Genomic DNA, 19,180 nt, shown 5'->3' on the forward strand with positions numbered 1-19,180 from the left:
GCAATGATGTATCAATTAAGTGGTGTATCTTACTATGTGCACACCGAGGGGAAAGGAGAGCCGCTGCTTCTGCTTCACGGTTTTACCGGTTCTTCTCAAACCTGGCGTACCCTTATGAAGAAATTCGCTAAAGACTATCAGGTGATTGCTGTTGATATTATTGGTCATGGCCAATCAGCAGCTCCGAAAGAAATCAAACCATATTCAATGGAAGCAGTTGTTGAAGCACTGCATGAGCTGCTTCAACAGCTATCTCTATCACAGGTGAATGTAATCGGATATTCGATGGGAGGAAGACTTGCTCTTTCATTTGCTCAGCTATATCCACACCTTGTGAAAAAGTTGTTATTAGAAAGCGCATCGCCTGGTTTAAAAACACGAGAAGAACAAAAGCTAAGAAAAGAAAAAGATGAACAGCTGGCGAGCCGCATTATGAAAAATGGGATTGAAGAGTTTGTGAACTATTGGGAGGAAATCCCTCTTTTTCGTTCTCAAAAGCAATTGCCTCGTCATGTCCAAGAAGCGGTGCGTAAAGAAAGACTTTCTCATACAGAGATCGGCCTTTCCAACAGTTTGAAAGGAATGGGGACAGGAGTCCAGCCGTCCCTTTGGGAGAAGCTGGACGATCTGGTGATGCCGGTTTTGCTTATTACAGGAGAAGTAGATCAAAAGTTTTGTTTAATTTCCAAAGAAATGCAAACATTAATACCAAATGCTACTTCTAAAATTATTTTAGGGACAGGCCATGCAATTCACGTGGAACAACCCGAGATTTTTGGTAGAATAGTAAGTGAGTTCTTAGCTACTACATAATTAGGAGGAAATAAAGATGACAGTTGAATGGACATCAGTACGTCAGTATGAAGACATTTTATACGAAACATATAACGGAATCGCTAAAATTACGATTAACCGTCCGGAAGTGCACAATGCATTCCGTCCAAAAACAGTAATGGAATTGATCGATGCATTTGCTTATGCTCGTGACGATGCAAGCGTTGGAGTAATTGTATTAGCAGGTGCTGGGGATAAAGCATTTTGCTCAGGCGGAGACCAAAGAGTTCGCGGCCACGGCGGCTATGTAGGAGAAGATGAAATTCCACGTCTAAACGTTCTAGATTTACAGCGTTTAATTCGCGTAATTCCAAAGCCGGTTGTTGCGATGGTATCAGGCTATGCAATTGGCGGAGGCCACGTTCTTCACGTTGTATGTGACTTAACAATTGCAGCGGATAACGCAGTCTTTGGACAAACAGGTCCTAAAGTAGGAAGCTTCGATGCAGGATATGGCTCTGGTTACTTAGCTCGCATCGTAGGTCATAAGAAAGCGCGTGAGATCTGGTTCTTATGCCGTCAGTACAACGCTCAAGAAGCACTAGACATGGGATTAGTAAACACGGTCGTTCCATTAGAACAGCTTGAAGCTGAAACAATTCAATGGTGTGAAGAGATGTTAGAAAAAAGTCCAACCGCTCTTCGTTTCTTAAAAGCAGCATTTAATGCTGATACGGATGGCTTAGCTGGTATCCAGCAATTTGCGGGTGACGCAACGCTTCTTTATTACACAACCGATGAGGCAAAAGAAGGTCGCGATGCATTTAAGGAAAAACGCAATCCAGACTTCCAACAGTTCCCACGTTTCCCTTAAACAGCTGAAACAGCTTGGTGATTATCATCAGGCTGTTTTTTCAATTTAATTTAGTTAATCAGTATAAAAAGGAGAGAAATTCATGAGTAGCCAAACGATTCCTAATGGGCTTATGCAAAGAGCATATTTGACGCCAAATCGAGTGGCGGTAGAAACACCGCAAACGTCTCTTACGTTTCAAGAGCTTCATAAACGTGTTCAAAAAGTAGCACAGCAGCTTTCGTTTAACGGTGTAAAGCAAGGCGATACCATTGCTTTATACATGAAAAATAGAGTGGAGTTTATTGAGATTTTACATGCGGTTTCTTATATTGGCGCCCGGTTGCTGCTCGTCAACACGCGTTTGACAAATGAAGAAATTAATTATCAGCTAACAGATGCAAACGTGTCGTTGCTTATTGCGGATGAAACATTTTTAATGAGAGAATTCCAAAGTTCCATTACTCAGCTTACTTTACCTGCTTTAAAAAGTTCTCCAGAAGCAGAAACAGGTTTTCAAAAAACGTGGAATCTCGAGGACACATTCACCATTATGTATACGTCTGGAACAACAGGTCATCCAAAAGGAGTGCTGCAGACATATGGAAATCACTGGTGGAGTTCCGTTGGCTCAGCGCTTAATTTAGGGTTAAATGAAAAAGACTGCTGGCTTATAGCGGTTCCTTTGTTTCATATTAGCGGCTTATCTATTTTAATGCGGAGCGTCTTTTACGGAATGAAAATCATTTTAGAAGAACGGTTTGAAGCAAGAGCAGTAAATGAAGCGATTGAAAACAAAGGGGTAACGATTATTTCGGTTGTCGCTTCCATGCTGTCCAACATGCTCGATGAGTTAGGGGAACGGAAATATCCGCATACGTTTCGATGCATGCTTTTAGGAGGAGGACCTGCACCGCTTACTATTTTAGAGGCTTGTGTGAGTAAAGAAATTCCTGTTTATCAAACGTATGGAATGACAGAAACATCTTCACAGTTCGTTACGCTTTCACCTGAAGATAGTTTGCGAAAACTGGGATCAGCAGGTAAACCATTATTTCCATGTGCAATGAAAATTGTAGATGAAAAAGGAAATGAGACCAGCGAAGCAGGAGAAATTATTGTTAAAGGTCCAAATGTTACAAAAGGATATTTAAATAAACCTGAAGCTACTGAAAAAGCAATTCAACAAGGCTGGTTCTATACAGGAGACATCGGGAAAGTGGATGAAGAAGGCTTTCTATATGTGTTAGACAGACGTTCAGACCTTATTATTTCAGGTGGAGAAAATGTATATCCAGCTGAAATTGAAAATGTTTTGTTGAAGCATCCCGCTGTTAAAGAGGCCGGTGTAACGGGAGTAGCTGACGAAAAATGGGGACAAGTGCCAGCTGCATGTGTTGTTGTAAACGAAGACGTTTCAGATGAAGAATTATCTTTACACATTCAACAATTTTTAGCAAAGTACAAACTTCCAAAGTATTTCGTTCGAGTAGAGGAGCTGCCGCGAACGGCTTCTAATAAAATCATACGCCGGAAGCTATCATCGTTCATACAGAAAGGGAGCTAATCGATGATTATAAAAAAAGTACATCTTTATAAAATTGACATGAAGCTTCTTTCTCCTTTTTCAACAAGCTATGGTACAGTGCAGGATCGAGAATTGATTTTGCTTGAAGTAGAAGATGAACAAGGATTTACAGGGTGGGGAGAAGTAGTTGCTTTTTCATCTCCTTGGTATACGGAAGAAACGATTCAGACGTGTTTTCATATGTTAGACGATTTTTTAATTCCCTCGCTTCTTCATCAGCAGCTTCAAAAACCAGAGGATGTTCAAAAGTTATTCAAACCTCTAAAGCGAAATAACATGGCTAAAGCAGCTTTAGACTGTGCTGTATGGGATTTGTATGCAAAGCGGCAGAACAAACCGTTATCTGAAGTAATTGGAGGAGTAAGGTCTGCTGTAGAAGCTGGAGTGGTAGTTGGCTTAAATGATATTTCCATAATGAAAGAACAAATAAAGACTTACATGAAAGATGGCTATAAGCGCTTTAAAGTGAAAATTAAGCCGGGTGCTGACTATGAGCTACTGAAACAAATTCGAGATGAATTTCCAAGCATTCCTCTTATGGCTGATGCCAATTCAGCCTATACGTTAAGCGATAGTGATTCATTGAAGAAACTAGATGAATTGAATTTAATGATGATCGAACAGCCGTTAAGTTCTGATGATATCCTTGATCATCGATTGTTACAAAAGCAAATGCAGACGCCAATTTGCTTAGATGAAAGTATTGTGAGCTATGAAGATGCACGTCATGCAATTGAACAAAGAAGCTGTAAGATTATCAATGTGAAAATCGGTCGAGTTGGCGGAATGTCCGTAGCAAAGCAAATTCATGATTTGTGCGCCCAGTATGGTGTAAGACTTTGGGTTGGCGGAATGTTAGAAGCCGGGATTTCAAGAGCTCATAACATCGCCCTTGCGACATTGCCTTCTTTCACGATACCAGGTGATATTTCTGCGTCATCTCGCTATTGGGAAAAAGATATTATTAAGCCCGAAGTAGAGGTAGAAGCTGGAGTAATAAAGGTGAAGGGAAAACCGGGGATAGGATACGATATCGATAAAAACTTTATCAAAACAATCACAGCATTTGAAAAAGAATACCAATAATTAAAAACCGTTTTTTATGTAAAACGGTTTTTTTTATTGAGGTTGTCAATGTTTAGTAGAAAAATAGGACAAATTTTTTAAAAAGAGCACATTGTTCTATCAAGCGTGTCAAAACATGTTATGATGGAATAGTTTGATGAAAAAAGTCGAAGAGTTTTATCGTAAAAAACAAAATTATTTTTGAAAATAGGTTGATAGTTTTCTAAGTTGTCCTATATAATGTGTTTATAACATAACACAATATGTTGTTTTGAAATCGATAATAAAATACTATATTTTGTGTTTTCCAGTGAAAAAGGTGTCTGATAAAAAGACTTAAAAGGGAATTTGGTGAAAATCCAAAGCTGTCCCCGCAACTGTGAATGCTGATGAAATAAGGAGATCCACTGTGAGTAAACATCATGGGAAGGCCTTAAAGTAAAAAGAAGCATAAGTCAGGAGACCTGCCTTTTTTATGTCGTTTTATCTTCTTCGGGAGGTGAGAGGGTAGAGCGAGGATTGAGAAAAGACTTAGTGTCTTCTTCTATCTTCGTTCTATTCGCTCACCGAGGTACGGTGAGCGATTTTTTATTTTGAAGTGAAGAGAGGAGCCATATTTATGGTGAATACATTAAAGCCTACAATTCTACATGAATTAACTGCATATATTGAACGTTTAAAAAATGAATTTACGCAGCTTGATTTTTCTTTGTATGAGGAAAAGGTTATTCAAACTGTTACAGTAAAGGAAAATATGACGGACGAAAAGGTTGCAAACGTCCTAATTTTAGCAGCCTTAGAGCGTATTTCAATGGAAGAACCAGATTGGACGTACGTAGCGGCAGACGTCTACTTAAACGAACTATATCGAAAAGCAGCGGACAACCGAGGTTATGATAAAAAAGAGAAGTACGGTTCGTTTTATCAGCTTATTCAAGAACTAACAAAAATCGGCATTTATAATAAACAGCTATTAAAAACATATACAGAAGAAGAAATTAATGAAATTGCTTCAGTCATTATTCCTGAACGCGATCGTTTATTTACATACATTGGATTGTTGACATTAGCAGATCGCTATTTAGCGACATCACATGATAAGCGCGTATACGAATTACCGCAAGAACGTTTTCTTATCATTGCTATGACGCTGATGTCTCAAGAAAAGAAAGAAAATCGAACAGCATTAGTAAAAGAAGCGTACTGGGCGCTTTCTAGTCTATATATGACGGTTGCCACACCAACGCTTTCAAACGCAGGAAAGAGCTACGGACAGCTATCTAGCTGCTTTATTGATACGATTGATGACAGCTTACGCGGTATTTATGATAGCAATACAGATTTGGCCACGCTTAGTAAAAATGGAGGCGGAATTGGTGTCTACCTCGGTCATATTAGAAGCCGAGGAAGTGATATAAAAGGTTTTAAAGGCGTATCATCAGGAACAATTCCATGGATGAAACAGCTAAATAATACGGCTGTAAGTGTCGATCAGCTAGGTCAACGACAAGGGGCTATTGCCGTATATTTAGACGTATGGCATAAAGACATCTTTTCATTCTTAGACGCGCGGTTGAACAATGGTGACGAACGCCAGCGCACGCATGATTTATTCACTGGCGTATGTTTGCCAGATTTGTTTATGGAAAAAGTAGAAGCACGTGAAGACTGGCACTTATTCGATCCTCACGAAGTTCGTACGCTGATGGGCTACTCGTTAGAAGATTTTTATGATGAAGAAGAAGGCAGCGGTTCGTTCCGCACTCGTTACGCTGAGTGTGTAAATAATGAACAGCTTTCAAGAGAGACAGTACCTGCTATTGAAATCTTCAAGCGCATTATGCTTTCGCAGCTTGAAACGGGGACGCCTTATATGTTCTATCGTGATACGGTTAACCGAGCTAATCAAAACCGCCACGAGGGCATGATCTACTGCAGCAACTTATGTACAGAAATTACGCAAAACCAAAGCACAACGGTCGTAACAGAGGAAATTACGGAAGACGGAAAAATTATTATTACAAAGAATCCGGGCGATTTTGTTGTATGTAATCTTTCTTCTATCAACTTAGCGAGAGCCGTAACTGAAGATGTGCTTGAACGTTTAATTCCAATTCAAGTACGCATGCTTGATAACGTTATTGAGTTAAATGATTTGCCGGTACTTCAAGCAAAACTAACAAACCAAAAGTACCGCGCAGTAGGGCTTGGCACATTTGGTTGGAACCATTTGCTTGCCTTAAAGAAAATAGCATGGGAAACAGATGAAGCGGTAGCATATTGCGATGAATTGTATGAGCAAATCGCTTACTTAACCGTACAGGCAAGCATGAACTTAGCTAAAGAAAAAGGTGCATATCCATTATTTAAAGGCTCAGATTTTGAGTCAGGCGCTTATTTTGAAACACGTAAATACACAAGCGAAGCGTGGAGTGAACTGCGTAACGAAGTTCAAAACAATGGGATAAGAAATGGCTACTTAATGGCTGTAGCACCTAATTCATCAACATCTATTATCGCGGGTTCTACTGCAAGTATTGATCCGATTTTCCGTAAGTTTTATTCAGAGGAAAAGAAAAACTATAAAATCCCGGTGACGGCACCGGATTTATCACCAGCAACAAACTGGTATTATAAGTCCGTTTATTTAATTGATCAGCACTGGAGCATTAAGCAAAACGCCAAGCGCCAGCGCCATATTGATCAATCCATTTCATTCAACTTATATGTGCAAAATGATATCCGAGCAAAAGAGCTGCTGGATCTTCATATGACGGCATGGAAAGAAAAGTTAAAAACGACCTACTACGTACGTTCAACATCAAGTGAAGTCATTGAAGAATGTGAAAGCTGTCATAGTTAAAAGGAGTGAATAATTGATGACAAGCATGTTAAAACGAGAATTAATGAACGAAACAGCTCCGAACCGTTCGACAGGAATCATCAACGGCAAGAGCTCAAATATTCTAAACTGGGATGACGTCCGATTTTCATGGGCGTTCCCTAAATACAAGCGTATGCTAGCTAACTTCTGGACGCCGTTTGAAATTAATATGGGTCAAGATATTAAGCAGTTCCCTCAGTTAACGGCTGACGAACAAGAGAGTTTTTTTAAAATTATTGGCTTGCTGGCGCTACTGGACAGTATTCAATCAGATTATGCTAGCAAAGTAGCTGACTATGTAACCGATTCTTCGATTAATGCTCTAATGATTATTTTAGCGCAGCAAGAAGTGGTTCATAATCATTCGTATTCATATGTTTTATCAAGTCTTGTACCAAAAGGAAAACAAGATGAAGTATTTGAATACTGGCGCACAGACGAAAAGCTTCGCGCTCGAAATGACTTTATTACAAACGGATATAAAGCATTTAGCGAAGAAGCAACGGTTGAAAACTTTTTGAAGTCTATGGTATATGATGTTATTTTAGAAGGCCTTTTCTTCTATAGCGGATTTGCTTTCTTCTATAATCTTGCTAGAAATCAAAAGATGGTGGCGACATCTACGATGATTAACTATATCAATCGTGATGAACAGCTTCACGTTGGGTTATTTGAAAAGATTTTCAAGGAAGTACTAAATGAAAATCCAGCTTATCGTACGGAAGAGCTAGAAACGTTTGTAGTTGAAACGTTCCAAGAGGCAGCTCGTCTTGAAATTGAATGGGCGGAATCTGTTATCGGAGAAAAATTCGACGGCATCACGATGAAAGAACTGCAGCAGTATATTGAATACATGGCTAATAAACGCTGTAATCAATTAGGCTTCGGTCGAGCTGCTTTCCCAGAAGCACCGATTGAAAATCCTCTTCGTTGGATTATTGCTTATCAAGAGGTAGATTTAGGGAAAACGGATTTCTTTGAACAGAAATCAAGACAATATACAAAAGCATCAGATGCGAATGGATTTGATGATCTATAAACACAAAAGCTGACTAATTTCCTTATTGATTAGTCAGCTTTTTTTAAGTGAATAAGTCCAAGTTCTAACGCACGTGTGGTAATTAAGTCATCAATTTCTTCTGGAATGTTTTCAAGTGTTCCCCATTTATATGTCCATAAATGAGTAAACGATTGTACATAGATTGGAAAGGTTTGTTCATTTGCTTTTATGGCTTCTTCTTTAAAAAAATGAATCAGTTGTTCAGTTTTCATATTAGTCTCCTTTTTTATGATCTTGAAGAGAGAAAAAAGACAACCCAGAGGCTGTCCTTTTGCGGGTTACGCTTCAGTTGGCTTGAACGTTTTACAGTCTGTTTCATAGCTGCTTGCTGCATGTTTTCCGCTATGACTTACCACGTAAATTTCTTCTGCGCTGCAGTGATTTCCATTTTTCCAAAAGTGACAGTTATTTACTTCACAAAGAATGTTTTGTTCCAACGTTAACCCTCCTTTGTATGTGATAGCTATAGTATGGTCAAAATTCAACTAACTTATAAGAAAGGTGGTAGACTTTCATTTTAATTGAGAATTTTTATCAATTAAACATTGACAAAGAGAATCATTCTCAATTAAACTGTGTATATAGTAAAGGATACAAGTTGTTGGCAAATCATTAAATGAATAATTAATTGGGAGGGAACAAACATGTCATCAGTTATGGTTGTAGGAGGAGACAGGTTAAAGCATATTACAGATCGTTTAGCGGGAGAAGGGTTTAATGAAGTCATTCATTTAGATGGCCGTAAAAGCAATATGGTGAAGCGAGAAATACCCGAACATATTGGGTTTGTATTAGTTATTACGGATTTTATTAATCACAATATGGCAAAAGTCATTAAAGAGAAAGCAAAAAAACAAAAAAAACCAATTTATTTCGTCAAACATTCATGGAGTGCTATTCGTAAAGTGATTGAGCAGATTTCATGATTTAATTTTTACTTATTATTGAGAATGAATTTCAATTAGGGTGGTGAGACATAGGTGGAACCGATAAAAGTGCATATAAAGACACTCTCTAACGACCACATCGAACAATTTATTCGATGTCCGTACAAATTTTATCAGCAGCAGCTTCTTTTGAAAAAAACATCTATAGATTGGAAACAGCTCGTTCAAGTAACTGTCCATCAAATCATTAAAACGTACTATAGCAAGCCAGTTGAGTATCGCTCAAACCTCTATGTTTTACAGCTTATTGAAAAATATTGGCGCCTAAAGCCAAATATGTTTTCATCACCCGTTCACTATTACGATGTGTTAGCTAAAGTAAGCGATTATTTACTAAGGTTTTTAGGGGAAAAAGCACATGTGGAACTACCGCTTTTTGTGTTTGAGAAATACAGCGTTTATGTAGAAGAAATTCAAAGCAACCTTTCTCTAACCATTGATTTTGCTGCATGGACAGAGAAATCTTATACGCTAACAAAATTCATTCTAGATGACCATGAAGAAGTGAAAAACGCAATGAAAGACTTTATTATCGTTTTTTCGAAACAAGCTTTTAAAAAGGTTCCTGAACAAATTCGTTTTTATTCATTATTAACTGGAGAAACAACAACTTATCATATTGCCCCAGACGATTATCAAAAAGCCATACTTCAACTACATATTGTCAAAAGTGTGTTAATGGAACCAAAACATTTTCAAAAGAATTATGCATCCAGTGAGTGTGAAAACTGTCCTCTTCAACAAGAATGTGCTGAAGAAAGGGATGTGCGGCCAACACTGCTGGTGTAAAGGAGCGTTATTTACATGAAGGAAATCTTACTAGCTTATGCGAGTATGTCAGGTAACACAGAAGCGATAGCCGATTTGATCGAAGAAGAATTAGTCAAGCATGGATTGCATGTGAAACGAGCAGAAGTATATGACATTGATGCTTCTGACCTTGTATCCGCGGAATCTATTATCTTTGGAGCTTATACGTGGGGAGATGGAGAGCTGCCAGATGATTTTTTAGATCTTTATGAGGAAATGGATGATATAGATCTCAGTCAGAAACAGATGGCTGTATTTGGCTCAGGTGATTCATCATATGATGTTTTTTGCGGAGCAGTTGATTTAATTGAAGAAAAAATAAAGGAACGTAACGGAAATATAGCCGTTCCCGGTTTGAAAATCGAGCTCTCTCCCTTTGGAGAAGATGTAGAAAAATGTAAGGTATTTGCTAAAGGTTTTGCTGAAGTAGTAGCAAAATCTGCTGCTTCATAAGAAAACCCGGTCAAGTGCTGACCGGGTTTTTAATATGGCTTCTTTTTGCTGTATTCTTTATTATCTTTCATAAATAGACGCCAGAAATAAAAGAATCCAGGAAATAAAATAGCAAAACCAACAATATACACAATAAATAAAGAATGAAACGCATCGGGATGTGTAAATCCATTCTCAATCGTTACGTTTGGATAGACAACATAAGGTAAATGACTTCGTCCGTATACGTAACTTGCTAGGAAATATTGAAGGATAATGGATACCACGGCTAAACGAGGCATGCCTTTTCCTTTTTGAGAAGGGAGCAGCAGAGCAATACCAGCTACTACAAATAGACCTACAGATCCGTAAAGAAGAGGCTTAAACTGCATCATTTTATCATATAACCAGCTGGCTTCTGATTGCATTGTAATCATAATAAAGATAGCCATTAGCAGTGAAAGAGGTCCTGTAATGAGCGCATCGCGCCGATAGACCGCATAAGCTTCCATTTCGTCAGATGACTTCGAGTAATCTGCTAATAAAAGAGACGAAAGAAACAGGGAAGAGGTAATGGCAAAACCAATAAATGAATAGACGTGCGGACTTGAAAACACTTTTGCTAAATTTAATCGCTGCGTGCCGTCAATTATATCAATAAATCCACCTTGACTTACTGGCAGTACCGCGATTAAAAAAGCAGGAATTAATACGCCAGAGATACCGGATACATAAACCAACGCTCTCCGATATTTGAAGCTGCTAGCATAGTGTGAAAACACTAAAAATCCGCTTCGAATAGATAAGAGAAGTAAAATGATACTCCCCGGTATTAGTAGCACTGTTCCAAGCGTAAATGTAGCTCGAGGAAAAAAGCTAAACAGCGCAACCACAATCGCAACGATAAATACATTGGTTACTTCCCAAGTAGGCGATAGATATCTGTTTGCTACATCTGTAGCATTTGTTTTCGTACGGTTAATATATACCATCGACCAAAAACCAGCTCCAAAATCCATCGTTCCCATTACGGCATAGATAAAAATGAAGCCCCATATTACGGTAATTGCTAGTAATGAATCACCCATATTCTCACATCCTTTTTAATCTGCTTGCGCAGCAAGCTCTTTAGAAAGCGGATTTCTTCTGAAATAAAACACCAGTACAAGGGCGACTGCGGCCACGAGTACGATATAAACAAGCAAAAATAAAAAAAATAAAATATGCAAATTAGCAGAAGTGGTAACTGCTTCTGATGTACGCATGATGCGGTAAATGACCCAGGGCTGTCTTCCGGTACATGCAAAAATCCATCCGAATTCAATGCCCATGATCGCGAGAGGGCCCGTTGCGACAAATGCCCACATGAAAATTTTCGGGAAGCTTTTCTTCTTTAAAAACTTATACCAAACAACGCCCACTAGCGCCACGAAAATTAAAATCGATCCGATAATGACCATACCGTTAAACAAGGTATGCACAAAAAGCGGCGGCCAATAATCCCTAGGGAAGTCATTGAGTCCAGTAATCACTGTATTAAAGCTATTACCCGACAAGAAGCTGAGCATCCATGGAAACTCAATTCCATACTTGACTCGCTGTTCTTTTTCATCTGTAAATCCGCCTAAAGCTAATGGTGCATGATCTTGTGTTTCAAATAGACCTTCAGCTGCTGCAAGTTTTTCGGGTTGATATTCGTATACTTTTTGCATAGATTCATGTCCATTCAAAGCCGTTACAAAAGAGAAAATCCCGCCGATTACTAATCCCATCATCAGCGCTTTATGATGAAACTTATATTCTCTTGGATTATGTTTTCGCGCACGAAGCATTTTAAAGGCAGCGACTGAAGCAATGACGAAGCCTCCAGTTGTATAAGCAGAAACGGCTACGTGACCGGACGTTACAAAGAAGCTCGGATTAAAGAAAGCTGCCCAAGGATCTACGCTTACAATGTCTCCATTTAAAATTCGAAAGCCAGCAGGTGTTCCTTCAAATGCATGCACGTTGGTAATTAAAACGGCAGAGGCAAGTGCTCCTATTGCTACTAAAATCAGACTGATAATCCTCATTTTTCGAGAAATACGGTCCGCTGCGTATACGTAAATAGAGAGAAACAGAGCCTCAATAAAGAAAGCATAAATTTCAATTTGAAAGGGAAGAGCCATTACTTTTCCTACAATTTCCATAAAACCTGGCCAAAGCAACGCTAGTTGTACACCAGCAATTGTTCCCGTAGGAATAGCGACTCCAAGCAGGACGGCAGCTCCTTTTGTCCAGCGCTGTGCCATAAGTTCATAATCTTTATCTTTTGTTTTGTAGTAAAGAATTTCAGCCAATAAAATCATGAGAGGAATGCCGACACCAAGGGTGGCAAAAATGATATGTACTCCCATGTTCAGGCCAAACATTGAACGTGCAGTAACTAAATGATCCATTCATTTTTCAACCTTTCCAGTAAAGTATTGATAAACCTTATTGTCCACTTTTTACCACGCTTTATGCATCGGAATTGGTAAAACATATCACTTGAAAATAGTAATCATTACGATTATAATGAACATATATTGTTTTAAAGGAGAGATATTTTATGAAAACCAATATTCATCCAGACTATCGTAAAGTTGTATTTATGGACACAAATAGCGGAACATCATTTTTATCAGGATCTACAAAACAATCAAATGAGACCGTTCAATGGGAAGATGGCAACACATATCCGCTTTTAAAAGTTGAAATCAGTTCGGATACACATCCATTTTATACAGGAAAACAAAAATTTGCTGATAAAGGCGGCCGTGTAGAACGCTTTAAGCAAAAATATAAATTACAATAAAAAAACTAGCCGGGAGGCTAGTTTTTTTATTAATATAATGCTTTTTTCAAGGTATCAATGTTGTGTTGCATAATGGAGAAATAATCTTCTTTATTTTTAACATCGTTTTTTGTTAATGACTCTAAGTTATGAAGTGTTAAAGCTTGAGCTCCTACTTCATTTTTTACAAGCGTAGACACTTTAGGCTTTAAATTTTGGTCAAAGATAAAGTATTTGATATGGTCTTTTTTTGCTTGTTTTACGATGTTTTCTAATTGTTTTTGAGACGGCTCATTTGTAGGAGATAAACCCGCTACGCTAATTTGCTTTAAGCCGTATCGTTTTTCCCAGTAGCCATAGGCTGCATGTGATACTAAAATTTCTTTATGAGGTGCGTCGCCAATCGTTGTTTTTAACTCTTGGTCCACATCTTCAAGCTGAGTCTTTAACGCTTGGAAGTTCTTTTCAAACTCTGCTTTTTTATCTGGTTTTAATTCAATAAGTTCGTCTTTAATATTTTCTGCTAATTGAATAGCTAAAACAGGGTCAAGCCAAACGTGAGGGTCTGTATCTCCGTGGTTATGCTCTTCTTCATGGGCATGTTCGTCTTCGTGGGCATGCTCATCTTCAGAACTCTTTGCTAATTTAATTCCTTTTGCAGCTTCTACTAAAGCTACATCTTCATTTTTAAGTGTAGACTGTGCTTTATCTGCAAAACCTTCAAGTCCAATTCCTGAGTAAACAAATGCGTCCGCGTTGGCGATTTTGACCATTGTTTTTGTTGTAGGCTCAAATGAGTGCGCATCTACACCGGTTGGTAAAATGCTTTTAGCGTTTACATATTTTCCACCGATTTTTTCAGTAAAGTCCTGTAAAGGGTAGATTGTTGTATAAACTTCTAATTTTTTGTTTTTATTATCAGATGCGTTATTTGCACTGCTTGAACTGCACCCTGCAAGAGCTGTTCCAATTCCTAATGCAAGCACCATTAAAAGTGGTTTGAATTTCATTATGTTGCTCCTTCCGTTCGTATCGTAACCATTTATGACCTATGTTATTATATCGTAATTATTACGATTTGAAAACTAAAAATTTACGCACTTACTGTAAATTTAGGAAGGGGATCTTTGAGAGTAGCCCAATCTTGATTCATTTCCTCATTTGTCAGCAAACAGCGGTCTAAAGTTTCAATTATTTCAGCTGTGTTCATATCAATACCAATGAAAACGAGCTCGTTAATACGATCTCCAAATTGTTCATCCCATTTTGCTCGTAATTCAGGCTCTTCTTTTAAGGTTTGTTCTCTTTCTTCCGGGGCGTAAGTTGCTATCCATTCACCCGCTGCTTGAATCATAATGGACGTACCTGCTTGAGAAAGAAGTCCTGCCATATTATTACGCGAAGCAAGCCAGAAAAATCCTTTTGCACGTACAATATCAACCGGCCAGTTCTCTAACCATTTCATAAAGCGTTCAGGATGAAGGGGACGATTCCTTCTGTATACAAAAGAAGAAATACCGAACTCTTCCGTTTCAGGCGTATGGTGCTCCTCATTTAATTCTTTAATCCATCCGGCTCCTTGACTAGCTTTTTCAAAGTCGAATAACTCGGTATGAAGTATGGCTTCAAGGCTTACTTCACTATTAATTGTTTGGATAACAGTGGCTTCTGGGTTTAATTTGTGAAGAACAGCCTGCAGCTCATCTGCATCATCTTTTGTTAACAAATCAACTTTATTTAACAAAATGACGTTTGCAAATTCAATTTGATCGATTAACAAATCAATCACTTCTCTTGTATCGTTTTCATCTGTTCCTTCTTTGCGGTCCAATAAGCTTTCGCCGGATGAAAAGTCTTCCCAAAAGCGATTGGCATCTACTACAGTGACCATCGTATCTAACGAACATTTCTGAGTTAAATCAATGCCCAGCTCTTCATCAATATAAGTAAATGTTTGAGCAACAGGGATCGGTTCGCTGATTCCGGAAGATTCAATGACAATATAATCAATATCACCATTATCTGCTAGGCGTTCTACTTCTTTCATTAGATCGTCTCGAAGCGTACAGCAAATACAGCCATTTTGCATTTCAACAAGTTTTTCATCTGTTCGAGAGAATCCGCCTTGTTTAACTAAGTCTGCATCAATATTTACTTCGCTCATGTCATTGACAATGACCGCGACTTTTAAACCTTCTTTATTTTTTAAAATATGGTTCAAAAGCGTTGTTTTACCTGAACCAAGGTATCCGCTTAAAACGGTAACGGGAATTTTTTTCACTGGTATAACCTACTTTCTTGTTTGTAAATAATAATTATTACGATTTAACACTTTTCATCTTATAGGAAAAAGTATTATAATACAAGAAAGAATTTTTTTTATGAAGGAGAAGACAGCAGATGAGCTTATTACAAGATGTTTTAGAATTCAACCAAAAATTTGTAGAAGAAAAGAAGTATGAACTTTACGAAACAAGCAAATTCCCTGATAAAAAAATGGTTATTTTATCGTGTATGGACACAAGATTGGTAGAATTACTTCCACACGCTTTGAATTTGCGCAACGGAGACGTGAAAATTGTTAAAAACGCAGGAGCGCTTGTTTCACATCCATTTGGAAGTATTATGCGAAGCATTTTAGTAGCTGTGTACGAGCTTCAAGCAGATGAGGTATGTGTAATTGGTCACCACGACTGTGGAGCAGGTAAACTTCAGGCGGAACCTTTCTTAGAGAAAGTAAGAGCAAAAGGCATCTCAGATGAAGTGATTAATACCATTGAATATTCTATGGACTTGAAACAATGGTTAACGGGTTTTGATTCAGTAGAAGAGACTGTTCAGCATAGTGTAGAGACAATCCGTAATCATCCTTTATTTTCAAAAGATACTCCTGTACATGGACTAGTTATTGATCCGAATACAGGAAAGCTAGATGTTGTTGTAAATGGGTATGAAGCAATCGAAAACAACTAAAGCTTAGTGTGATTTTTTCTCAGGTACTTCATCGATGCCACCCGGATGGAACGGGTGGCATTTTAAAATGCGTTTTACAGTCAAATAAGATCCCTTTACGGCACCAAAGCGTTTAATGGATTCAACTCCGTACTGGGAGCAGGTAGGGTAAAACCGGCACCTTGCCGGAAGAAAAGGTGAAATTCCTTTTTGATATCCTTTTATAAGTAAAAGCAAAAGCTTTGCAATCATTTATTATCACGTTCTTTCTTTCGTGTTTGCTCATACTATAAGGGATAGAAGGAATAAAAAGCAACTAAAAGAAATAAAGGTTATTAAATGGATGAAATATATCGGAATTGCATGTTATGATAGGTGAAAGAAGATAAAAGGAGTGGTATTATGCCATCAGTAGAAAGTTTTGAGCTAGATCATAATGCGGTTAAAGCACCTTACGTAAGACACTGCGGTGTTCACAAAGTGGGAAGCGACGGCGTTGTAAATAAATTTGATATTCGTTTTTGCCAGCCAAACAAACAAGCAATGAAGCCGGACGTTATTCATACGCTAGAGCATTTATTAGCTTTTAATATTCGTACTCATGTAGAAAAATACGATCACTTTGATATTATTGATATTTCGCCTATGGGATGTCAAACAGGGTACTATTTAGTAGTGAGCGGTGAGCCGACTGTACGTGAAATTATTGATTTGTTAGACGATACGTTAAAAGATGCAATTAACATTACTGAAATTCCAGCAGCAAATGAAAAGCAGTGCGGCCAAGCGAAACTTCACGATTTAGAAGGAGCAAAACGCTTGATGAAGTTCTGGCTAGAACAGGACAAAGAAGATTTAGAAAAAGTATTTGGCTAAAAATAAGCAGTCCGCTGGGCTGCTTATTTTATTTGAAAAAAGATGAAGAAGTTTCTCTAAGTCTAAAGAAAGGGAAATGTCTCTTTTTATGAAAAAAATGTTTTAATCAACTAAAAAAGGGTACAACTATATTATACAAAGAGTTCACAAAGGAGCGAAAAACATGGCAGTAAATGTAAATGAAATCGTTAATAAACAAGTAGCGAATTTTAGTGTAATGTACATAAAACTTCATAACTTTCACTGGTACGTAAAAGGTGAACAATTCTTCACTCTTCATGAAAAGTTTGAAGAGCTGTATACGGAAACAGCTACAATTATTGATGACCTTGCAGAACGCCTTTTAGCATTAGAAGGGAAACCTGTGGCAACAATGAAAGAATCGTTAGAACTTTCTTCTATTAAAGAAGCGGATGGAAGCGAAACGGCTAAAGATATGGTTGCTTCTTTAGTAAGCGATTTTGATACGTTAACTGCTGAATTAAAAGAAGGAATGGACGCAGCCGGTGAAGCGGGGGACGAAACAACAGGAGACATGCTGTTAGCCATTCATCAAAGCTTAGAAAAGCATACGTGGATGTTAAAATCATTCCTAGGCAAGTGATTAAAACCTGCGAGTAATCGCAGGTTTTTTTATGATAAGATGGACGAACACTTTTTTTTCACCGGCATATACTGTAGGGATATGACTGCTGAAAGGGTGAAAAAAGTGGATATGCAGAAGCTTTCTGTCTTGATAATCTCAAGTTTAGGTTCACTGGCTTTTTTTTTATTTGGAGAGTGGGACTATTTACTAATGGCTTTAGTAGCATTAGTGACAATGGATTATTTGACAGGCACGATTGCAGCTTTTATAAATAAACGTTTATCTAGCAAAGTAGGTTTTAAAGGAATTGCCAAAAAGATTTTTATTTTTGCCATGATTGCTGTAGCAAACTTTATCGATTCTGTATTTTGGGAAAACGGTCATATTATTCGAGATGGAGCTATTTTATTCTATATTTTAAACGAAATGATTTCAATTACAGAAAACGCAAGAATTGTAGGGGTTCCGATTCCAGAGCCGTTAAAAAAAGCAATAGCGATTTTAAAAGACCGCTTTAAATCTTAGAGTGTATAAAAAAAGAATAAGATACAAATAAGAAAGATAAGTTGGCACTAGAAAGAAGGAGCTGAATATCTTTCATGACAAAAAAATATTATGTATCTCTGAGTTCAGGGGAAATCAATCAGTCAAATACTGCTTCAGACTGGAATTATGCCATTGAAGCAACAGATGAAGAAGTGGAGCAGCTGAGAACCTATTTAGATCAGCGCGCTTCAAGCGATTGGTCAAGCTTTTGGCGATCACATATTCCGTATCTGGAGTATCATCATGATTCTCAAAATGATATGTACGATAAAACAACAGTTGACATATATGCCATGCTTTATAAGCTGGGAGACGATGAAACAAAATCACATATCAAACAGATGAATATTTTATCTTCAGATAGAATGGAATAAAGGGTAAAAAGCAAATAAAAAAAGTACGAGCATACTTTTCTTATCAGGTATGGCCGTAATGTATGATAAAATAAGGGAAAAATCAAATGGAGTTTGAGTCGACCATGTACACATTTAAGGATGCATATCATAATCAAGTATTTTTATCATTTGAAAAAAATCCATTCTCGAAAACTCCACGTCATGTTTGGGTCGTATGCAGGTATGAAAATCAATGGTTGCTAACGAATCACTCAAAACGAGGTTTAGAATTTCCCGGAGGAAAACTAGAAGGCAATGAAGTACCAGAAGAAGCAGCGGTTCGAGAAGTATTTGAAGAAACAGGCGGAGAAGTCTCTTCTTTGACTTATATTGGTCAGTACAAAGTAGTAAGTAAAGGAAAGACCATTATTAAAAATATTTATTTTGCTACTATTGGAAATGTAATTAAAAAAGAAGACTACATGGAAACAGATGGTCCCGTAATGATTGATGAACTACCTTCGGGCATTCAACAAGATGATGCATACAGCTTCATCATGAAAGATAATGTTTTACAATATGTAATGAAATATGTAAAGCGAACATTTTTGTAAAAGCATCGTATTAATAAAAATCCCCCCGTTTGTACGGGGGGAT

The 19,180-nt window shown here is 37.8% G+C and carries 23 protein-coding genes and 1 riboswitch; of the genes, 16 read left to right on the plus strand and 7 right to left on the minus strand.

All coding sequences use genetic code 11. The annotated features are described in order from the left end of the window. Positions 1-3: 3 nt before the first annotated feature. From menH to ACFX4E_RS00080, 6 genes are all read left to right on the plus strand, one after another. Positions 4-813 carry a 2-succinyl-6-hydroxy-2,4-cyclohexadiene-1-carboxylate synthase gene (gene menH, locus ACFX4E_RS00055; RefSeq protein ID WP_377238712.1) on the plus strand — a complete coding sequence of 270 codons (810 nt, stop codon included), beginning with the start codon at positions 4-6 and terminating at the stop codon, positions 811-813. 16 nt (positions 814-829) lie between these two features. Further along, the gene (gene menB / locus ACFX4E_RS00060) at positions 830-1,648 is read left to right on the plus strand and encodes a 1,4-dihydroxy-2-naphthoyl-CoA synthase (protein ID WP_013085280.1); all 819 of its coding nucleotides are present in this window, start codon (positions 830-832) and stop codon (positions 1,646-1,648) included. An 82-nt stretch (positions 1,649-1,730) separates the two neighbouring features. Next, the gene (locus ACFX4E_RS00065) at positions 1,731-3,194 is read left to right on the plus strand and encodes an o-succinylbenzoate--CoA ligase (RefSeq protein WP_377238715.1); all 1,464 of its coding nucleotides are present in this window, start codon (positions 1,731-1,733) and stop codon (positions 3,192-3,194) included. 3 nt (positions 3,195-3,197) lie between these two features. Further along, positions 3,198-4,301: an o-succinylbenzoate synthase gene (menC, locus tag ACFX4E_RS00070; protein WP_028410457.1), complete on the plus strand. Its 1,104-nt coding sequence runs from the start codon at positions 3,198-3,200 to the stop codon at positions 4,299-4,301. Positions 4,302-4,580: 279 nt separating this feature from the next. Beyond that, a riboswitch (cobalamin riboswitch) is annotated at positions 4,581-4,766 on the plus strand. A 133-nt stretch (positions 4,767-4,899) separates the two neighbouring features. Further along, positions 4,900-7,143, plus strand: coding sequence for a ribonucleoside-diphosphate reductase subunit alpha (locus tag ACFX4E_RS00075; protein WP_028410458.1), 2,244 nt, complete (start codon positions 4,900-4,902; stop codon positions 7,141-7,143). A 16-nt stretch (positions 7,144-7,159) separates the two neighbouring features. Next, positions 7,160-8,203 carry a ribonucleotide-diphosphate reductase subunit beta gene (locus ACFX4E_RS00080; protein WP_377259146.1) on the plus strand — a complete coding sequence of 348 codons (1,044 nt, stop codon included), beginning with the start codon at positions 7,160-7,162 and terminating at the stop codon, positions 8,201-8,203. A 29-nt stretch (positions 8,204-8,232) separates the two neighbouring features. Here ACFX4E_RS00080 and ACFX4E_RS00085 read toward each other — a convergent pair whose 3' ends face one another. After that, positions 8,233-8,436 carry a hypothetical protein gene (locus tag ACFX4E_RS00085; protein WP_013059559.1) on the minus strand — a complete coding sequence of 68 codons (204 nt, stop codon included), beginning with the start codon at positions 8,434-8,436 and terminating at the stop codon, positions 8,233-8,235. Positions 8,437-8,502: 66 nt separating this feature from the next. Continuing rightward, positions 8,503-8,661 carry a DUF1540 domain-containing protein gene (locus ACFX4E_RS00090; protein WP_013059558.1) on the minus strand — a complete coding sequence of 53 codons (159 nt, stop codon included), beginning with the start codon at positions 8,659-8,661 and terminating at the stop codon, positions 8,503-8,505. A 207-nt stretch (positions 8,662-8,868) separates the two neighbouring features. On the opposite strand from ACFX4E_RS00090, the gene ACFX4E_RS00095 reads away from it, so the two are divergent. Genes ACFX4E_RS00095 through ACFX4E_RS00105 form a run of 3 tightly spaced genes read left to right on the plus strand, consistent with a single transcriptional unit; the run spans position 8,869 to position 10,434 of the window. Beyond that, positions 8,869-9,150, plus strand: a complete 282-nt coding sequence (locus ACFX4E_RS00095; protein ID WP_013059557.1) for a DUF2325 domain-containing protein — start codon at positions 8,869-8,871, stop codon at positions 9,148-9,150. A 54-nt stretch (positions 9,151-9,204) separates the two neighbouring features. Beyond that, entirely contained in the window at positions 9,205-9,960 is a 756-nt protein-coding gene (locus ACFX4E_RS00100; RefSeq protein WP_225049519.1) for a hypothetical protein, read from the plus strand. A gap of 15 nt (positions 9,961-9,975) precedes the next feature. Continuing rightward, positions 9,976-10,434, plus strand: coding sequence for a flavodoxin (locus tag ACFX4E_RS00105; protein WP_028410460.1), 459 nt, complete (start codon positions 9,976-9,978; stop codon positions 10,432-10,434). Between the two features lie 29 nt (positions 10,435-10,463). On the opposite strand, the gene ACFX4E_RS00110 is transcribed toward ACFX4E_RS00105, so the two are convergent. After that, entirely contained in the window at positions 10,464-11,501 is a 1,038-nt protein-coding gene (locus ACFX4E_RS00110; RefSeq protein WP_060747083.1) for a cytochrome d ubiquinol oxidase subunit II, read from the minus strand. 15 nt (positions 11,502-11,516) lie between these two features. After that, positions 11,517-12,851, minus strand: coding sequence for a cytochrome ubiquinol oxidase subunit I (locus tag ACFX4E_RS00115; RefSeq protein WP_028410462.1), 1,335 nt, complete (start codon positions 12,849-12,851; stop codon positions 11,517-11,519). Between the two features lie 152 nt (positions 12,852-13,003). On the opposite strand from ACFX4E_RS00115, the gene ACFX4E_RS00120 reads away from it, so the two are divergent. Continuing rightward, entirely contained in the window at positions 13,004-13,249 is a 246-nt protein-coding gene (locus ACFX4E_RS00120) for a type B 50S ribosomal protein L31 (RefSeq protein WP_013059552.1), read from the plus strand. Positions 13,250-13,278: 29 nt separating this feature from the next. Here ACFX4E_RS00120 and ACFX4E_RS00125 read toward each other — a convergent pair whose 3' ends face one another. Both ACFX4E_RS00125 and ACFX4E_RS00130 read right to left on the minus strand, forming a co-directional pair. Next, positions 13,279-14,238 (minus strand): metal ABC transporter substrate-binding protein, encoded by a 960-nt coding sequence (locus ACFX4E_RS00125; RefSeq protein ID WP_060747085.1) that lies wholly within the window; start codon positions 14,236-14,238, stop codon positions 13,279-13,281. Between the two features lie 83 nt (positions 14,239-14,321). Further along, on the minus strand, positions 14,322-15,509 hold the full coding sequence (locus ACFX4E_RS00130) for a GTP-binding protein (protein ID WP_098658837.1): 1,188 nt from the start codon (positions 15,507-15,509) through the stop codon (positions 14,322-14,324). A gap of 119 nt (positions 15,510-15,628) precedes the next feature. On the opposite strand from ACFX4E_RS00130, the gene ACFX4E_RS00135 reads away from it, so the two are divergent. Next, positions 15,629-16,201 (plus strand): beta-class carbonic anhydrase, encoded by a 573-nt coding sequence (locus ACFX4E_RS00135; protein ID WP_013085269.1) that lies wholly within the window; start codon positions 15,629-15,631, stop codon positions 16,199-16,201. Positions 16,202-16,204: 3 nt separating this feature from the next. Here ACFX4E_RS00135 and yidD read toward each other — a convergent pair whose 3' ends face one another. Beyond that, positions 16,205-16,432: a membrane protein insertion efficiency factor YidD gene (gene yidD / locus ACFX4E_RS00140; RefSeq protein ID WP_013059548.1), complete on the minus strand. Its 228-nt coding sequence runs from the start codon at positions 16,430-16,432 to the stop codon at positions 16,205-16,207. Positions 16,433-16,582: 150 nt separating this feature from the next. Here yidD and ACFX4E_RS00145 point away from each other — a divergent pair, with 150 nt between their 5' ends. The 5 genes from ACFX4E_RS00145 to ytkD all read left to right on the plus strand — a co-directional run bounded on the left by ACFX4E_RS00145 (position 16,583) and on the right by ytkD (position 19,137). Further along, positions 16,583-17,056 carry an S-ribosylhomocysteine lyase gene (locus ACFX4E_RS00145; protein ID WP_013059547.1) on the plus strand — a complete coding sequence of 158 codons (474 nt, stop codon included), beginning with the start codon at positions 16,583-16,585 and terminating at the stop codon, positions 17,054-17,056. A gap of 163 nt (positions 17,057-17,219) precedes the next feature. Next, positions 17,220-17,660 (plus strand): Dps family protein, encoded by a 441-nt coding sequence (locus ACFX4E_RS00150; RefSeq protein WP_013085268.1) that lies wholly within the window; start codon positions 17,220-17,222, stop codon positions 17,658-17,660. A gap of 81 nt (positions 17,661-17,741) precedes the next feature. Then, positions 17,742-18,167: a phage holin family protein gene (locus ACFX4E_RS00155; protein ID WP_028410466.1), complete on the plus strand. Its 426-nt coding sequence runs from the start codon at positions 17,742-17,744 to the stop codon at positions 18,165-18,167. Between the two features lie 74 nt (positions 18,168-18,241). Beyond that, entirely contained in the window at positions 18,242-18,562 is a 321-nt protein-coding gene (locus tag ACFX4E_RS00160) for a hypothetical protein (RefSeq protein ID WP_028410467.1), read from the plus strand. A 104-nt stretch (positions 18,563-18,666) separates the two neighbouring features. Then, entirely contained in the window at positions 18,667-19,137 is a 471-nt protein-coding gene (gene ytkD / locus ACFX4E_RS00165; RefSeq protein ID WP_013059543.1) for an RNA deprotection pyrophosphohydrolase, read from the plus strand. Positions 19,138-19,180 lie beyond the last annotated feature (43 nt).

The organism is Priestia sp. YIM B13491 (assembly GCF_042787605.1).
Taxonomy (GTDB): Bacteria; Bacillota; Bacilli; order Bacillales; family Bacillaceae_H; genus Priestia; species Priestia megaterium_E.

What these genes read in the sequence shown, in the direction of transcription:
- menH (WP_377238712.1), top strand. Translation starts at nt 4, where the DNA reads ATGATGTATCAATTAAGTGGTGTATCTTACTATGTGCACACCGAGGGG.
- menB (WP_013085280.1), top strand. Translation starts at nt 830, where the DNA reads ATGACAGTTGAATGGACATCAGTACGTCAGTATGAAGACATTTTATAC.
- ACFX4E_RS00065 (WP_377238715.1), top strand. Translation starts at nt 1,731, where the DNA reads ATGAGTAGCCAAACGATTCCTAATGGGCTTATGCAAAGAGCATATTTG.
- menC (WP_028410457.1), top strand. Translation starts at nt 3,198, where the DNA reads ATGATTATAAAAAAAGTACATCTTTATAAAATTGACATGAAGCTTCTT.
- ACFX4E_RS00075 (WP_028410458.1), top strand. Translation starts at nt 4,900, where the DNA reads ATGGTGAATACATTAAAGCCTACAATTCTACATGAATTAACTGCATAT.
- ACFX4E_RS00080 (WP_377259146.1), top strand. Translation starts at nt 7,160, where the DNA reads ATGACAAGCATGTTAAAACGAGAATTAATGAACGAAACAGCTCCGAAC.
- ACFX4E_RS00085 (WP_013059559.1), bottom strand. Translation starts at nt 8,436, where the DNA reads ATGAAAACTGAACAACTGATTCATTTTTTTAAAGAAGAAGCCATAAAA.
- ACFX4E_RS00095 (WP_013059557.1), top strand. Translation starts at nt 8,869, where the DNA reads ATGTCATCAGTTATGGTTGTAGGAGGAGACAGGTTAAAGCATATTACA.
- ACFX4E_RS00105 (WP_028410460.1), top strand. Translation starts at nt 9,976, where the DNA reads ATGAAGGAAATCTTACTAGCTTATGCGAGTATGTCAGGTAACACAGAA.
- ACFX4E_RS00110 (WP_060747083.1), bottom strand. Translation starts at nt 11,501, where the DNA reads ATGGGTGATTCATTACTAGCAATTACCGTAATATGGGGCTTCATTTTT.
- ACFX4E_RS00115 (WP_028410462.1), bottom strand. Translation starts at nt 12,851, where the DNA reads ATGGATCATTTAGTTACTGCACGTTCAATGTTTGGCCTGAACATGGGA.
- ACFX4E_RS00120 (WP_013059552.1), top strand. Translation starts at nt 13,004, where the DNA reads ATGAAAACCAATATTCATCCAGACTATCGTAAAGTTGTATTTATGGAC.
- ACFX4E_RS00125 (WP_060747085.1), bottom strand. Translation starts at nt 14,238, where the DNA reads ATGAAATTCAAACCACTTTTAATGGTGCTTGCATTAGGAATTGGAACA.
- ACFX4E_RS00135 (WP_013085269.1), top strand. Translation starts at nt 15,629, where the DNA reads ATGAGCTTATTACAAGATGTTTTAGAATTCAACCAAAAATTTGTAGAA.
- yidD (WP_013059548.1), bottom strand. Translation starts at nt 16,432, where the DNA reads ATGATTGCAAAGCTTTTGCTTTTACTTATAAAAGGATATCAAAAAGGA.
- ACFX4E_RS00145 (WP_013059547.1), top strand. Translation starts at nt 16,583, where the DNA reads ATGCCATCAGTAGAAAGTTTTGAGCTAGATCATAATGCGGTTAAAGCA.
- ACFX4E_RS00150 (WP_013085268.1), top strand. Translation starts at nt 17,220, where the DNA reads ATGGCAGTAAATGTAAATGAAATCGTTAATAAACAAGTAGCGAATTTT.
- ACFX4E_RS00155 (WP_028410466.1), top strand. Translation starts at nt 17,742, where the DNA reads ATGACTGCTGAAAGGGTGAAAAAAGTGGATATGCAGAAGCTTTCTGTC.
- ACFX4E_RS00160 (WP_028410467.1), top strand. Translation starts at nt 18,242, where the DNA reads ATGACAAAAAAATATTATGTATCTCTGAGTTCAGGGGAAATCAATCAG.
- ytkD (WP_013059543.1), top strand. Translation starts at nt 18,667, where the DNA reads ATGTACACATTTAAGGATGCATATCATAATCAAGTATTTTTATCATTT.